The 15,391-nt window shown below is 55.7% G+C and carries 13 protein-coding genes; 8 read left to right on the top strand and 5 right to left on the bottom strand.

Translation table 11 applies throughout. The features are described 5' to 3' along the window. The first annotated feature begins 141 nt into the window (after positions 1-141). Positions 142-1,731, top strand: coding sequence for an IS3 family transposase (locus J2S71_RS04685; protein ID WP_307387982.1), 1,590 nt, complete (start codon positions 142-144; stop codon positions 1,729-1,731). A 40-nt stretch (positions 1,732-1,771) separates the two neighbouring features. Here J2S71_RS04685 and J2S71_RS04680 read toward each other — a convergent pair whose 3' ends face one another. The 5 genes from J2S71_RS04680 to J2S71_RS04660 all read right to left on the bottom strand — a co-directional run bounded on the left by J2S71_RS04680 (position 1,772) and on the right by J2S71_RS04660 (position 5,061). Beyond that, positions 1,772-1,927, bottom strand: coding sequence for a hypothetical protein (locus J2S71_RS04680; RefSeq protein ID WP_307392496.1), 156 nt, complete (start codon positions 1,925-1,927; stop codon positions 1,772-1,774). Positions 1,928-2,668: 741 nt separating this feature from the next. Continuing rightward, positions 2,669-2,950, bottom strand: coding sequence for a transposase (locus J2S71_RS04675; protein WP_307392429.1), 282 nt, complete (start codon positions 2,948-2,950; stop codon positions 2,669-2,671). Positions 2,951-3,072: 122 nt separating this feature from the next. Continuing rightward, a complete protein-coding gene (locus J2S71_RS04670) occupies positions 3,073-3,336 on the bottom strand; it encodes a helix-turn-helix domain-containing protein (RefSeq protein ID WP_307389124.1) in 264 nt (87 codons plus the stop codon). Between the two features lie 3 nt (positions 3,337-3,339). After that, positions 3,340-3,603, bottom strand: coding sequence for a hypothetical protein (locus tag J2S71_RS04665; protein ID WP_307389122.1), 264 nt, complete (start codon positions 3,601-3,603; stop codon positions 3,340-3,342). Between the two features lie 177 nt (positions 3,604-3,780). Further along, positions 3,781-5,061: an ISL3 family transposase gene (locus J2S71_RS04660; protein WP_307388900.1), complete on the bottom strand. Its 1,281-nt coding sequence runs from the start codon at positions 5,059-5,061 to the stop codon at positions 3,781-3,783. 156 nt (positions 5,062-5,217) lie between these two features. On the opposite strand from J2S71_RS04660, the gene J2S71_RS04655 reads away from it, so the two are divergent. The 7 genes from J2S71_RS04655 (at position 5,218) to J2S71_RS04625 (ending at position 14,910) form a co-directional block, all read left to right on the top strand. Then, on the top strand, positions 5,218-7,230 hold the full coding sequence (locus J2S71_RS04655; protein WP_307389120.1) for a LacI family DNA-binding transcriptional regulator: 2,013 nt from the start codon (positions 5,218-5,220) through the stop codon (positions 7,228-7,230). Positions 7,231-7,455: 225 nt separating this feature from the next. Next, positions 7,456-8,466, top strand: coding sequence for a sugar ABC transporter substrate-binding protein (locus J2S71_RS04650; protein ID WP_307389119.1), 1,011 nt, complete (start codon positions 7,456-7,458; stop codon positions 8,464-8,466). Positions 8,467-8,566: 100 nt separating this feature from the next. Beyond that, positions 8,567-10,060, top strand: coding sequence for a sugar ABC transporter ATP-binding protein (locus tag J2S71_RS04645; protein ID WP_307389118.1), 1,494 nt, complete (start codon positions 8,567-8,569; stop codon positions 10,058-10,060). Next, entirely contained in the window at positions 10,057-11,103 is a 1,047-nt protein-coding gene (locus tag J2S71_RS04640) for an ABC transporter permease (protein ID WP_307389117.1), read from the top strand. Before J2S71_RS04645 ends, J2S71_RS04640 begins: the two co-directional genes overlap by 4 nt. Then, positions 11,100-12,587 (top strand): glycoside hydrolase family 32 protein, encoded by a 1,488-nt coding sequence (locus J2S71_RS04635; RefSeq protein WP_307389116.1) that lies wholly within the window; start codon positions 11,100-11,102, stop codon positions 12,585-12,587. The genes J2S71_RS04640 and J2S71_RS04635 overlap by 4 nt, the downstream gene beginning before the upstream one ends. A 1,236-nt stretch (positions 12,588-13,823) precedes the next feature. Then, entirely contained in the window at positions 13,824-14,261 is a 438-nt protein-coding gene (locus J2S71_RS04630; RefSeq protein ID WP_307389114.1) for a transposase, read from the top strand. A gap of 7 nt (positions 14,262-14,268) precedes the next feature. After that, the gene (locus tag J2S71_RS04625) at positions 14,269-14,910 is read left to right on the top strand and encodes a transposase (protein WP_307389112.1); all 642 of its coding nucleotides are present in this window, start codon (positions 14,269-14,271) and stop codon (positions 14,908-14,910) included. Positions 14,911-15,391 lie beyond the last annotated feature (481 nt).

Below are 15,391 nucleotides of genomic sequence, written 5' to 3'. Positions count from 1 at the left end.
GCCGTTGCCCGCGAAGCGCCCGATGGACCGGAACCTCGGCGTGACGGACCACTCCCCCGTCGAGGCATCCGCGACTGTGTTCCGTCAAGTAAAAGTCGACAAACGGGGCCGGTACCGGAAATCCGTACCAAACGATGATGTTTGGAGGATGGCGTGTACTCCCTTGAGCAGAGGACAAGAGCGGTCGAGCTCTATATCAAGTATGGTTTTAAAGCCACGGCTACGATACGCGAGTTGGGATATCCAAGCCGGGCACAGCTTGTAGGATGGTATCGGGAATGGCAGGACAACGGAGGCGCGCTCAGGGGGCGCAACCTAGAACGCTACTCAGAAGGGCAAAGGCGGGCCGCCGTCAACCACTATCTGGAGCACGGCCGCTGCAACGCCTATACGAGACGCGAGCTGGGATACCCCGGAAGTACGCAAAAGCTCAGAGAGTGGATAGACGAGCTGGCACCTGGCGAGAGGCGGACAGCCGAGCCCAGGACGTTCACTCTCGAAGAGAAGCAGAAAGCCGTGACAGCGCTTGTCAGACGAGCCGGAAGCGCGCAACAGATCGCCGACGAGGTCGGCTCCACGCGTTGTACCCTCTACAAGTGGAAGCGAGAGCTATTGCCTGAGAAGGAGCCCCCGATGCCCGACACAAGCAACGCCGTCTCAAATGGCGCGTCCGACGCCGGAGCCGCCAGAGCGGCTCCCGTCACGCAGACAGAAATAGATGCCCTCGAGGCCAGGAAGGCCGAACTCGAGAAAGAGCTGCGCCAACTCGAGCTCAAGCGCGACATCCTGGAGGGCGCCCTCGAGATCCTGGGAAAAGGGACGGGCGCCGACCCGGCAAACGAGCTCACGAACAGGGAGAAGACTCTGCTGATTGAGTCGCTGCGCCCCAAATGGAGGCTGTGCGAGCTTCTCTCGGCGCTCGACATGGCCCGATCGAGCCACCAGTACCAACTCTCGGCCATCGCCGCCGGGGACAGGGACGCCGGGGCGCGGGAGCTGGTCTGCGCCGTCTTCAACGCCAACGACGGCGCCTACGGAAGGCGCCGCATCCACGACGAGCTCGAGGCACGAGGACATGTCATCGGCGAGCGCAGGATAGGGCGAATAATGGCTGAGGAGAAGCTCGAGGCGCACGGCAAGGCAAAGCCCGGGAAGGCCTACAGCTCCTACAAGGGCGAGGTCTCGGAACACCCCGGCAACAAGGTCTGCCAGGACTTCGAAGCCGGACTTCCCAACTTCCTATGGCTCACCGACGTCACGCAGCTCTCGATACCGGCCGGCAAGCTCTATCTGAGCCCGGTTTTGGACTGCTTCGACGGCGCCATCGTAAGCTGGACGACCTCGACCTCGCCCAACGCCGAGATGGCCAACTCCATGCTCAAGGCGGCTTTGGCCACTACGACAGACGAGGAGCGCCGCCATCTCGTGATCCATTCGGACTGCGGCTGCCACTACCGCTGGCCCGAGTGGATCTCCATCTGCGAGAAGGCCGGCATCATGCGCTCCATGTCGCGCAAGGGGTGCAGCCCTGACAACTCCCGCATGGAGGGCTTTTTCGGCACCATGAAGGTCGAGATGCTCTATGGCAGGGACTGGGCGGGCGTCACGTTGGATGAGCTCAAGGAGAGGATAGACGCCTATATAGAGCGTTACAACAAGACGAGGATCAAGCGCTCGCTGGGCTCGATGAGCCCCCTACAATACAGGCAGAGCTTGGGCCTCGCAGCCTAGCAGCAAGGTACGGAAAAGCGGTACCGGCCCTTTCGTCGACTTAGATGTTACGGAATACACTCGGCGAGAAGTCCTCCTCCCGCAGGTACTTGCGCACCGTGGGCTCCGACACGCCGGTGCGCCTGCCTATGCCCGCCACCGACTCGCCCGACCTGCCCAGGCTGCGTATCGCGCTTATCTTCTCCACGCCGATCATCCTCTCCGGCCTCCTTCGTCGACTGCCGATGCATCGACGATATCCGGCCATCTCGCGGTCGGCGCGGCCCGTGCACGAAACCGAAAGCACTTCGTGCTCAGACCCGAAAGAAATCCTTGCTCAAACCCGCAGCTCGGATGCTATCAAACACAACGACAGCCAAGCTTGTGGGCGATACAACCTATCTCAGGACCACGGCAGGCTTCATATATCTCGCCGTCGCGCACCATCTGTGCACGCGCATGGTGGTGGGCTGAAGCATACAGGACAACATGAGGGCAGGGCTTGTCGTCTTTGCCCTGAAGATGGCATATTCGCGCGGATACGTGGCTGGAGGGGCCATATTCTACAGCAGCCCAGGCAGCCAGTACACGAGCTCAGAGTTCGCCGCCTGCTCAGCCGCGCACGACGTGAGGCTCTCCGTGGGGAGAACCGGAAGCTGCCACGATAATGCGGTCGCCGAATCGCTTTTCGCCACGCTCAAGAACGAATGGTACTACCATAAGCGCCTCTCACCATAAGCGCCTCTCGGACGCATCCACGACCAAGCACAAGGCACACGAGTTTATCGAGTCGTACTACAACCGCTTCCGCCCGCATAAGTCCATAGGAGATCGCGTGCTCGCAGAGGTGATGCAGGAGTTCTTCGAGCGCCTCGAGAGAGGCCTTGCGTACGATCCGAAGGCAATGCAGACCGCATAAAAAAATCTGAGATTCCTCTGTCCATTATATTGACAGGGCTCAGTACACGTCCTGCAGCGCCTCTCCCATCTGGCATGCGCGTGCCTCTCTGAGATGGGTCCTGGCGGGGTCGAGCTCCTCCCTCTTCGCGAGCTGGCGCTTTGTGAGCGACTCCTTCTTCTTCAGCCATACGTACTTCGTCTGGGCAAGCTGCCAGCGCTTCGAGGCGGACTCGCGCCGCTCTGTGCACCTCACATGGTCGATCGCTCTGTTCAGGAGCTGCACCACATGGAACCTGTCCACGGTCTGTGTGGCCTGGGGCATCTTGGCGGCGACCCCCAGCGAGTATGCCTTAAGCCATGTCGCGCATGACCTCCTGGATCTTCGCCCGGTCCCCTCCTGTGCTCCTTAAGCTCGGCGCAGAGCCTGCCTAAGGCGAGCTTGTCCCTGCCCTGCGTGACGGCTCAGGCACGCTGACAGTCGAGGTTGGCCATGATGCTGATGTAGCTTTGGTTGCGCCTCCTTGCGGTGTCGTCTATGCCCACGCGCACGACATCCGAGTAGTCGGCGGCATCCCTTGCCTCGGCCACGGCCTTGCCCAGCAGCCTCCATATGCGCGTGTCGGTCTCGTGCATCAGATGCGCTATCGCCGTCACGGTCATTCCCGAGAGCGCCATCACGATCACCTGCGCCTCGAAGAGCGTTGTGAAGTGCGTCTTCGGCCACACCTTTCAGGGCATCCTTGTGGCATGCACGCCGTCCTTCGGGCAGTCGGCCCTGGGCAGCGCGCAGTGCACGATCGTATCGTATTGCCAGATGCTAAGATGCCACAAGGTCCTCTCGCGCGTGTCACAGGTGCTGCACTTCCTGTGGCATACGGGGCTCACCACCACCTGCCCTTTCCTGTGGGCCACCCTCACATGGAGCTTATCTTGCGCTCCCTCGCGCTCCTTAAACCAGACATCGCAGAGCTCCCACTCGTCCCTGAGTCCCATGGGATCTCTTAAAGAGCCTTGCCAGCATCCCTGCCTGAACATCCATATCGCACCTCCAGAACGCAGCCTCCTGTCGGGGAAAATCCTACCATTCAAAGGCCACGCCCTCAAGGGGATGCAGAAGTGCTACCCACCAGAAGTGACGAAGAGCCCTAAAATATAGGCTCTTTACGGTTTCTAGTGGGTAGCGGTCGAGACGGCCAGCTGGGCCGAGAAGTCCAGGCGACCGAGCCTGAGGAATATCATCGTCTCGAAGTACCCGGTGTTCCTGAAGCCCCTCGCGGCCCTCTTGATGGACTGGACGATTGAGTTGAGCCCCTCCAGGATCGCGTTCGTCGAGCCCCTCCGCCACCAGTCGGGGATGCCCTCCCGCTCCTTGCGGAGCGTCCCCGCGACCACCTTCATCTCCGGGACGTTCGAGTGCATCATCCAGGAGCAGAGCCGGTCGAGCGCCCGCGCCGCGGACTCGCGGCCGGGGAGCCCGTAGACGTCGCGCATCGCCTCGGCCATCTGGCATGCCCTCGCGGTCCTCGGGCGCGGGCGCGCCGGGTCGAGCCCGGCCCTCTTCGCGAGCTGCCTCCCCGTGAGGTTGGACTCGCGCTTGAGCCAGACGTACTTCGTGCCGGCGAGCATGGCCCTCTTCTCCTCGGACTCGCGCCTCTCGCGGCACCTCACCCGGTCCGTGGCCCTCGAGAAGAGCTGCATCACGCGGGAGCGGTCGACGGTCTGGGCCGCCTGGGGCATCTCGGACGCGACGCCGAGCGAGTACGCCTCGGCCATGTCCCTGGTGACCTCGAGCACGCGGGAGCGGTCGCCGCCGCGCTCCTCCAGCTGGTCGCAGAGCCTGCCGACCGACCCCCTGTCCCTGCCCTCGGTGACGGCGACGACCCGCCGGGCGTCGAGGTCCACCATGGTGCTTATGTAGCTCTGGCCGCGCCCCCTCGCGGTGTCGTCGATGCCGACGCGCTCGACGGCGGAGTAGTCGGCCGACCCCCTCGCCTCGGCGACGGCACGGCGCAGGAGCGCCCAGACGCGGGCGTCGCCCTCCCGCACCCGCGACGCGATGGCCGCCACGGTCATCCCGGACAGGGCCATGACCAGCACCTGCACCTCGAAGAGGGCCGTGAAGTGCGAGTTCGGCCGGACCTCCCAGGGCATGCGCACGGTGCGGACGCCGTGCTCCGGGCAGTCCGCCCTGGGCACGGCGCAGTGCACGACCGTCTCGTACTGCCAGATGTCGAGGTGGCGCCAGGTGCGCTCCCGGGTGTCGTAGGTGCCGCACCTCCGCCCGCACTCGGGGCGCCCCACGGCCTGGCCGCGGACGTGCTCGACGCGGACGTGCAGCTCGTCCGGGGCCCCGCCGCGCTCCTCGAACCAGACCTCCGAGGCCCTCCACTCCGGCCCCAGCCCCATCGATCTCTCGAAGAGCTGCGCCAGCATGCCGGCCTGCGCGTCCATGCACGGCTCCGATCGTCGCGTCCACCAGTCGCAGGAATCATACCGCCTGCCGGGAGGGAGGCGCGGTGGGAGCCCGTGTGCTACCCACCAGAAGTTTTGAAGAGCCAAAATATAGAGGTATCTCAAACGGATACAAATTAGAGAACGAGGCTGTTGATGAGCGCAACAATTCGAGATGTGGCTAACCAAGCTGGTACATCAATTGCTACAGTTTCTCACGTCATTAACGGGACAAGACATGTTAGTGATGACTTGACGGATTGCGTTTGGAATGCGATTAAATCAACAGGCTATATACATAAGCTCGATTCTCGAATGAAACAAGGGAAAATAAATTTCAATAAGGTGATTGCCATTGTTATACCGACATTCAACAGCCCCATGTATAACATATTAACAAAACATCTATCGAGTAATTTTATGAAAAGAGGGCTACTTCCAGCAATATATTGCAATGAAAATGATTCCGAAAAAGAGCGAATGATTCTAAGGCATATTTTAGGAGATTGTCGTATCGCCGGCATCGCGCTTGTTCCACTTCAAGAGAGAGTAGACGTATATAGCTCTCTTTATTCAAATGGACTTGCAGTGGAATTCATGGATGCAATTATTGCCACGCACGAGAAGGATTGCGTCGTTATGGAAGACTTTGAAGGTACTCGTGACGCAGTGCGATATTTGATATCAATTGGGCACCGACATATAGCTGGCATATTTGGTGACAAAAATAAGACTTCGGTTACCGAACGTATTAATGGTTATCGAGCAGCTCTCTCTGAGGTTGGAGTTCCCTTTGATGAGCATATGATAATTACAATGATGCATAACGATACAGATATATTTAATAGAGTGATTCCTAATTTTATTAATGATGTTGCCCCAACGGCAATAATATCTTGTGGTAATTTTCTAACCCTCAATCTTATTGCGGCACTCAAAAAGAATGGTCTTAAGTGCCCGGATGACATATCCATCGTTGGATATGGATGTTTTGATGAAGCATATCCTTTTGATAAGAATCTTACCTATGTATGCCAAGATCCCAGTCAAATGGCTGATATAGTTAGTGAGAGAATAGTAAATAAAGTGCCCTGCATTGGTATAAAAAAATCTAGTTGCATGTTAGAAGACTCTAATAGAAGTATTAAAGTTCCAACGAAACTGCATATTGGAAATTCAGCACAGGTAGTCGGAGCAGGCCCGTTTGGAGAGTGCGCCACCTCTCCGGATGAAATTGTCCCCTCGGAAAATGAACGGAATCAACTCAAGGAAGGACACTATACAGTCGCTCTTGCATTTCATTATGGTGGCACTGCGTGGCACTCACTGCATCAGCTTGGCATAACGGAAACGCTTAACAATCTTGGCATTTCAGTGATATCGACATGCGAGGCACAGCTTGACCCTCAACTGCAGATGGTTCAAATTGAGGGCATAAAAATGCAGAGACCTGATGCTGTTATAGCCATTCCGGTCGATGACAAAATTACAGCGCCTGCGTTTAAAAGTCTTTCGAAACAAACGAAACTTGTCTTTCTCAGTAACATCCCCTCCGGTTTTTCAAGGAAAGACTATTCGGCCTGTGTTTCTGTCAATGAGTGTGAGAGTGGCAGAATTATCGCGCATATGATAGGTGACTACTTTGCCGGACAAGAAAACGTGCAGATAGGAATTATAAAACATGGCAGTACTTTCTACGGTACCTTCCTGCGAGACATGGTTACAGTAAAAACAATTGAGCGCAACTATCCCAATATCAAAATCGAAGCTACAAATTCATTCATCAATATAGCAGACGCGTATGAGATATGCTGCAAAATGCTAACGGAACATCCGGGTATTAGGGCGCTTTATGTCTGCTGGGATGGTCCTGCCCTACAAGCAGTACGAGCTCTAAGCGACTTAAATCGGACGGATATCGTTCTCTTTACCTGTGACCTTGATGAAGAAATAGGTATGCTCATGGCAAAAGGAGAATTGGTCTGTGGGATATCTGCTCAAAGACCTTTCGAGCAGGGTGTTGCTGCAGCATATGCGGTTGCGCATGCCTTACTGGGAAATGATTCCCATAAATATATAGGTGTTTCACCACTTGGAGTTACTCGCGAGAACTTGGCTGATGCATGGAAGGAAATTTTGCATGAGCCTTTTCCACGGGGGTTACTTTGATTTTGATATGGCTGCTTGCATGAACCAATCCTGGTGGAGGAGAGTCTGCCCATTTGACTTTAAGAGCAATACAGCGTTCTTTAAAAATTTACGTAAAATTCGTAGAAAAGTCCACTTACCGATGTCGATAACATGACAAGATAAACGTAGCACTCCCTCTGTTTAAAATAAGTTACGAAAATCCTATCAAGGTCTTGATAGGAGAAGACGGAGGGAAATCTTAGTATGGGTAATGGTGGTTTGAAGCTAAGCCGACGTGAGTTTTTGGGTGTTGGAGTATCGGCTGCGGTTCTTGGATGTCTGACAGTTACTGGTTGTGGTGTAACACCGAATTCGACTGCGCAGGATTCATCGTCGTCTTCGTCAAAGAATGGTCCCTACTCCTTTGCTTTTCTTACGAACACCCTCAATAACACTTTCCAGTCCTCTATGAATGACAAGTTCCAAGAGCAATGCGACAACGCAGGCTATTCATACGTCTGCCTAAATCCAGACTACAATCTCAATACTCAGCTGAGCCAACTGTCAGACGCGGCAAACCAAGATTTGGATGCAGTATTCGTCATACCGGTCGATTCCGCAGGAATCCGCTCGGGCCTTCAAGAGTTGAAAGATGCGGGCAAGAAGATTCTAAATGTCGATACGGCAGTGACTGAGGATGATAGGTCTCTAATTGACACACTGATCGGGACGAATGCGGAGCAAGCAGGACAGCTTGTCGGGCAGCAAATGGTAAAAGACTATCCGAATGGTGCTGACATTGCCATTCTTGACTTTCCCTCGAACGAGAGTTGTGTGAAGCGAGTCAAGGGCTTCAATGAGGGGCTTGGCGACAGCGCAAGTAAATTCAATATAGTTGCGCAACAGGATGGTAAGGCTACCTTGGATAGCTCACTTAACGTGGCACAGGACATCATTCAAGCCAATCCGAACCTTCAAGCGTTTTTCTGTATAAATGATCCCTCCTCGCTTGGTGCTGTCGCCGCAATTAAGGCCGCAAACAAGCAGGGGTTGATTAACGTGTATTCGATTGATGCTTCTCCTGATGGCAAGAAAGCGCTTATCGATGGCGACTTTAAAGCCGTTGCGTGCCAAGTACCTCTCGGTATAGCCGAAAAAGCGTTCGAGTGCGCAGTTGACCTCATGCAGGGCCAGTCAGTAGACAAGGAGATATGGCTCGACTCTCATCTCATCTCCATCGATGAGGCGAAGCAGACAGAAGATGAATGGCAGTAGCCGATAGCCTGTCTGTACTGTAATTTGTGACTCTGACTAAGCGCAGCCTGTACGAAAGCAAGCTGCGCGTGTCGGATTATCCAAAAGGGGAGGTAGCTTCTTGGGCAAACCTATTCTACAGATGCACGGGATTACCAAATCCTTTGGGAATACGAGGGTTCTCAAAGGGGTCGACTTCAAACTTGAGAGAGGCGAGGTCCACGCACTCCTTGGTGAAAACGGAGCAGGTAAGTCGACACTTATCAACGTTCTCGGTGGCGTATATCCACCTAACGCTGGTTCCATTGAGATTGATGGTAACCAGGTCGACATTGATAGTGTGCCAACCGCCCGAAGAAACGGTATCGAAATCATCCATCAAGAGATAGTGCTCGTTCCCTATCTGAACATAGCGCAAAACATCTTTCTTGGTAGGGAGATAGTCAAGAAAGGTGGCATTGTCGACGAGCAGGAAATGGAAGCGCAGGCCAAACAAAAGCTAAGCGTGCTTGGTGTTGACATATCCGTCACCACTCTCGTGAAGGATTTGAGTATCGCTCAGCAGCAGATGGTTGAGATTGCCAAGGCAGTCTCATTTGATGCTCGTATTCTCGTGATGGACGAGCCAACCTCTTCGCTCTCAGATGAAGAAGTGGAATCACTGTTTAGCATTATCAGAAATCTCAAAAAGCGTGGTGTGAGCATCGTATACATCTCCCACAGGATGAGTGAACTGCTTGAGATAACGGATTGTATTACGGTTATTCGCGATGGGGAGTACATAGGGACTGTCCGGACCAGTCAGACCAATCAAGGCGAGCTTGTGCAGATGATGGTGGGTCGCAGCCTCTCTAATTTCTATCAGAGAACCTATGAGCCCACTGAACATGTCGTGTTCGAGGCCAGACATTTGGAGAAAAAAGGCGTGTTCGGCGATGTGAGCTTCCAAGTACATGCTGGTGAGATTCTTGGATTCGCTGGTCTTATCGGAGCCGGCCGGAGCGAACTCATGCAGGCCATCTTCGGGAGTAGCACCTATGACTCTGGAGAGATGCTGATTGATGGGGATCCGGTTTACTTCAAGAACTGCGCTGACGCAATCATTAACGGCCTTGCCCTCGTTCCTGAGAGCCGAAAGAAGCAAGGTTTGGACCTCTTGGCATCAGTGAGGTTCAACGTGGCTCTTTCCAACTTGGGGAAAATCAGTTATGGCAGCATAGTCAACTGGGGTAAGGCAGATACGCTGGTCAGTAAATACATCGACGATCTACATGTCAAAACACCTTCGTTATCAACAGAGGTCTCGAGCTTGTCTGGCGGGAATCAGCAGAAAGTAGTCCTAGCGAAATGGCTTGCGACAAATCCGAAGGTTCTCATCCTAGATGAGCCAACTCGAGGTATTGACATTGGAGCGAAGACCGAGATCTACTCGATCATCAACGAGCTCTCAAAAGGGGGCACGGCCATTATCCTTGTCTCCTCTGAGCTTCCCGAGCTCATCAACATGTGTGACAGGATCTGCGTCGTTCATGGCGGGCGTATCACCGGTACGCTTCAACGTAGGGAGTTCAGCCAAGAGAAGATTATGCATTTGGCGACAGAGGAGGATCAGTGAGTAAGAAGGCGGGAAATAGAACAACTTCGGTTCTCGGCAAATTCGGAAGTATCATAAAGAAAAACATAGGTATTATTATCGTAATGATAATACTGTTCATATTCATGTCATTGCTCAGCCCATCATTCTTAACTACCAGCAATGTAATTTCAGTTCTCAGGGAAATTTCAAATAACGTGTTTCTTGCCCTTGGCATGACATTCGTTATCATTCTTGGTGGGATCGATCTTTCTGTTGGATCTATCGTCGCCATGAGTGGAACCATAACCGTTGGGCTCATGACCTATAGCCAGTTTCCTATGTGGGGGGCGATATTGGTCGGTCTCTGTCTGGGGGCCCTGGTTGGATTCTTCAATGGCGCTGTGGTCTCTAAATTCAAGGTACCGGCCTTCATCGTTACGCTTGCTACCATGAACATTGCACGTGGCGTTGCGTATATCTATACGGGTGGCCAGTCGACGCGCGTAACTGATGATGCCTTCTCGCTCATCGGGACGGGATATCTCTTTGGTTGGATTCCCATGCCAGTCGTCTATATGGTGGTACTGACCACCATCTTCTCTGTGCTTCTCTCAAAGACAAAGTTTGGTACCTATGTTTATGCAGTCGGTGGCAATCGCGAATGTGCGCGTCTGTCAGGTATTCCCATAAAGAAGACGGAGATCTTGGTTTATACTATCTCAGGTCTGCTTGCTGCTTTTGCAGGTATCGTTCTTGCCTCGAGAATGTTCTCAGGGCAACCGGCCTCTGGATCGGGATATGAGATGGACGCTATCGCAGCATGTGTCCTTGGTGGCATCTCGATGTCTGGCGGCGTAGGGAGCATCAGCGGTACGTTCATTGGTGCTGTTGTGATTGGCATGATTTCGAATGGGCTGAATCTCATGGGTGTAAGCTCATTCTGGCAGCTTGCTGTGAAGGGAATTATCATTCTTGCTGCCGTCATCATTGATTCTCAGAAGAGCTCCTTCAGCACTTGGCTCTTCAAGACTGTGCCTCCTGCCAGCAAGTCCAAAGACACCGTTTCTGGGGAGGAGCAATGAACGGGATATTCCGTAAGCCAGTGGGGGCAGATGCGACCGGGGATGCCATTCCGTTCTTCCATGACGGTATGTACCATATATTCTCTCTGACACCCCCAGCTGGTACGACTGTATATCCCGACCGCCTTCGGACAACATGGAGTCACACCGTTTCTCGAGACCTGTGGAATTGGGAGGAATTGCCGACAGCGTTGTGCCCAGGTATGGGGAGTGAGCCCGACGCCGATGGCATATGGACGGGATCGGTCATCTTTGGTAAAGGTCTCTACCACATTTTTTACACTGGCTACAACTATCACACCAAAACACAACAGACGATATGCCATGCAACCAGTGAGGATGGCATATCCTGGATGAAAGATCCGGATAATCCCATCCTTGTTCCTTTAACCGATCTGTATAGACCTCTTGACTGGAGAGATCCATACATTTTTTTCAATAAGGACGATGGATGCTACTGGCTGCTTGTATCCGCTCGCTTGCGTAAGGGTCCATCATCAAAGTCGGGATGTATCGTGTTGTTTCGTTCCGACGATTTGTCTCATTGGGTGCATTACGGGCCAATCTACACTCCCTATCATACCAACTGTCCAGAGTGTTCTGAGATGTACAAGCTGAAAGATACCTGGTACCTCTCGTATTCGCGTTTCTCAGAGCATGTAGAGACGATCTACCGTATGGCAGATTCGCCTTTTGGTCCTTGGCGGACCCCACGTATTGATGGGATCGGGGGACGGAGATTCTATGCAGCCAAGTCGTGCATCAATAGTGAGGGGCGTTGCATATATTTCGGCTGGGTGCATGATAGGGCCGATGGCCGTGATGACGGGGAGTGGTACTGGGGCGGTGACTTCTGTGTACCCCATGAGGTTATTCCTAATTCTTATAGGGAGCTTGACGTAAAGATGCCCTATGAGATTGAGTCAGGCCTCAGTGCAAGAGTCCTGCCATGGTCACTCGTTCCAAGGCTTGGACAGGTTACAAGTGCTGGTAACAAATCCATATCTATCAACTCTCCGGGTTCGTTCGGCTATAGCCTGCTCAAGATACATGAGAAGACCTTTCTCTTCAGATGTCGCGTCCGCATCTCCTATTGCCGCGATAACTTTGGAATCTTGTTCAAGACGGATGCGGATGCAAATCAGTGCCTCGAACTGCGCTTCGAGATTGGTATGCAACGCGCTTCCCTTCTAAGTCTGCCCATGGATGTTGATCCGTTCTGGAGGAAATCCTGTACAGACGTAGGGAGTCCAGCAGTGCCAGGACCAGATGGAAATCGGGTTGCAGAGAAGCATTTCACAGTTGTGGATGGAAGCACTTTCGAAATTAGCGCTCTTGTTGATCATGACTTAGTGGAGATTTTTGTAGGAGAAAAGATTGCTTTTACCTATCGTATTTATAGACAGGTTGATTACCAGATGGGACTGTTCGTGAGAGATGGGCTAGTGGACTTTACCAATATTAGGATTACTGGTTGTGAATAAGAAAGACTAACTATTAAAAGTCAATCATGAAAAATGGCTGAGTACCTCCAGCATAGTTAGGCTCTCTGAACTGTAAGCGGCTTAGGCAAGATCGAAGGCATCTTCGGCTGGACCGTCGTGGTGGCTGCGATGCCGGAGAGCGAGACATGGATAAGGCACATCTCGTGCAGCAGCTCCATGCAGCCATCCCTTACATCCCTGTGGCTGTATCTTTAGCTGAACGAGTCCGCAAGGAGTGCATGTGGGCCTTGGGAAGGCGCCCTGCACGTAGGCCTTGAAGTTGGATATCACCCTGTGGACCATGGGAAGGGATGCATCCCCGTCCGCTCTGTCGTACTCCCTTTAGACGAGCCCGCGCAACGAGGAGAGGCCGGCAAGCTTTGCCGCTCCAGCCATCCGCCCTTATCTTCGATGTATGGCAGAGCTGGTCATGCCCCACCTGGCGCCAGGAATCTTTCGAGCACTCCTTTGCGCAGCGCAGGGGGCAGGCGCCCTGCCTGCCGCTGTAAGCATCGGCTGCTGCTTTGTGCCGCGTCCGCTTTTGCCTGCCGCCTTGGCACCGATATAGAAGTCGTCCACCTCGTGTGTGTCAGCTGCAAGGACATTGAACGCACTGCGATCTGACCCAGGCGAGCGTATCCTTGCAAGGACCCGCCCTGCCGTCTTTAAGCTGCAGCCTATCTGCCTTTGCAGGGCGCAGGCGCTGATCCTTGCCTTCTGGGCGGACATGAGCCATATCGCCCACGAACCACTTCCTGAGCTCGATATGCGTGCCCTCCATCAATAGTCCCTGCGCTCACGCTCACCTGGTGCGAGCACTTCGTGCACTGCCACTTGTGCGCGCGGCCTCAGACCTTCGAGCAGGACGTATTGGCGCATACGGGGCAGGCAAAGCCGCCGGAAAACTTCTCCTCGAGCAGCCTCCCCTCGCACGACTCCTCGTTTGAGAACCTCTTCAAAAGGCCCATCAATGTCCCCCTGCTCTCGCATTCGCGCCTATTCAGAGCGCCTGCATGCCCCTTCGCCATCTCTTTCTTTGCCCTCTCGGATGCATCAGCCTTGCATCCTCATTGTATGGTTTGGAGGCGACAGGAACTCCTGCGGTTATGCTGGAGGTACTCAGTCATTTCATGAAACATGGCTCCCAAGCTCGCGCATAAGGGCAGCTAATTTGTGTCGCGCCCCCGTCGCACAATCGGTGCCGCAGGGCGAGGGCGTCGAGAGGGGCTGGGCGGCATGACGAGCATGAGCGCGCGGATGGTGGCGGCGGCGGACGGCGGCGGCGGGGACCTCCTGTCCTGGGTCGCGAGGCACGGGGACGAGGCGTCGTGCGAGGAGGGGCTGATGCGGCTGCGCTTCCCGGGCGGCTGGGTCTGCCCGAGGTGCGGCAACCGCAGGTGCAGCCCCGTAGCGGGCAGGCCGAGGAAGCGGCAGTGCACCCGCTGCAGGCTCCAGTTCTCGGTGACCTCCGGGACCCCGATGCAGGGCTCGAGGCTGCCGCTGCCGAAGTGGTTCCTGGCGTTCCGGCTCGTCGCCGGCTCGAAGAGGGGCGTCTCGGCCGCCGAGCTGGCCCGCGCCCTGGGCACGAGCGAGACCACCGCGCGATACGTGGTCCTGAGGCTGCGCGGCGCGATGTCCGCCGGATTGGGGCGCCTTCGGCCGGGTCTCGGGTGAGGCCGAGGTGGACGACTTCTTCGTGGGGGCCGCGGCCGCAGGGACCGTGGGCAGGGGGACCACCAGGCAGCCGATGATCTGCGCGGTGTCGCGCGGCGGCCGGGGCGGCCCCGGGACGTGCGCCCTCAGGGTCGTCCCCGACGCGGCGGGCGGGGCGTACTCGCGCTTCGCCGAGGAGCACGTGGGGGTGCTCTCGCACGTCCGCGCCGACATGTGGCAGGGCGTCACCGCCGGCCTGCGCGGCTGGCCGGGGCTCGACCAGCGCCCGTTCGACGCGTCGGACCCGGCCTCCTCGCTCGCGCTCGTGCACCACGTGATATCGGACTTCAAGGCGTACGCCCTCGGCACCTTCCACGGGCTGTCGCGGGCGAGGCTGCAGGGCGTGTGCGACGAGTTCAGCTGGAGGTACTGCCACAGGGGCCCCGCGCCGGCGTCCGCGCTCGCCGCCGACGTCGCGGCCGCCCCGCACGTCCCCCGCGCCGAGCTCGAGGCCTCGTTCGGCCCGCAGCCCCGCGTCGCGAGCCCGAGGGCGCGCACGGGGGCGAGGGTCAGGCAGCGCGAGCGCGTCGAGGAGCTGCTGCGCGAGGCCGGGCCGGGCGACGGCCTGCTGGGGCTGCTCGACGACGGCTTCCGGGAGCGGAGGGAGTGAGGGGGTTATGCGCGAGCTTGGGGGCCATGTCATGAAATTACGATTGGGACTGCGGTGGAAATCTTGGACCGCAAGTGGTGTAGGAGGATCCATGTACAGCATGGAGTAGAAGCGGGCTGCAATCGAGACATACATCAGGTTCGACCACAGCAGCGCTGACACGATAGCGGAGCTCGGCTATCCATCGAGGACAATGCTTAAGGATGTGGTGGAAGGAATACGAGAGGATGGGGAAGGTCCCGGAAAGGGAACCGCGCACCCCTGCATTCAGCGACGGGCAGATGCAGTCCGCCGTCTCGTACTACCTGGAGCACGGAAGGAGCCTCTCGAGGATGAGGCGTGAGCTGTAATCTTTTGGTGGACAGGGGGATTCAGGGACTGGCAACAGATATGCTCTGTCCAGATACCCACCTACCAACACCAGCAGATTGGAGAGATGAGATGTCGCTAAGCGCAAGCGAGATAGAGAAGGCAAAGTCCC

Source organism: Olsenella profusa DSM 13989 (genome assembly GCF_030811115.1).
GTDB classification, from domain to species: domain Bacteria; phylum Actinomycetota; class Coriobacteriia; order Coriobacteriales; family Atopobiaceae; genus Olsenella_F; species Olsenella_F profusa.
Note: the sequence above shows the minus strand (reverse complement) of the source record. Positions and strands in the feature narration are given on the sequence as shown.

Bases quoted from the DNA above. Each gene is read 5' to 3' on its own strand.
- J2S71_RS04680 (WP_307392496.1), bottom strand. From the start codon at position 1,927: ATGATCGGCGTGGAGAAGATAAGCGCGATACGCAGCCTGGGCAGGTCG.
- J2S71_RS04665 (WP_307389122.1), bottom strand. From the start codon at position 3,603: ATGGGACTCAGGGACGAGTGGGAGCTCTGCGATGTCTGGTTTAAGGAG.
- J2S71_RS04660 (WP_307388900.1), bottom strand. From the start codon at position 5,061: ATGGACGCGCAGGCCGGCATGCTGGCGCAGCTCTTCGAGAGATCGATG.
- J2S71_RS04655 (WP_307389120.1), top strand. From the start codon at position 5,218: ATGAGCGCAACAATTCGAGATGTGGCTAACCAAGCTGGTACATCAATT.
- J2S71_RS04650 (WP_307389119.1), top strand. From the start codon at position 7,456: ATGGGTAATGGTGGTTTGAAGCTAAGCCGACGTGAGTTTTTGGGTGTT.
- J2S71_RS04635 (WP_307389116.1), top strand. From the start codon at position 11,100: ATGAACGGGATATTCCGTAAGCCAGTGGGGGCAGATGCGACCGGGGAT.
- J2S71_RS04630 (WP_307389114.1), top strand. From the start codon at position 13,824: ATGACGAGCATGAGCGCGCGGATGGTGGCGGCGGCGGACGGCGGCGGC.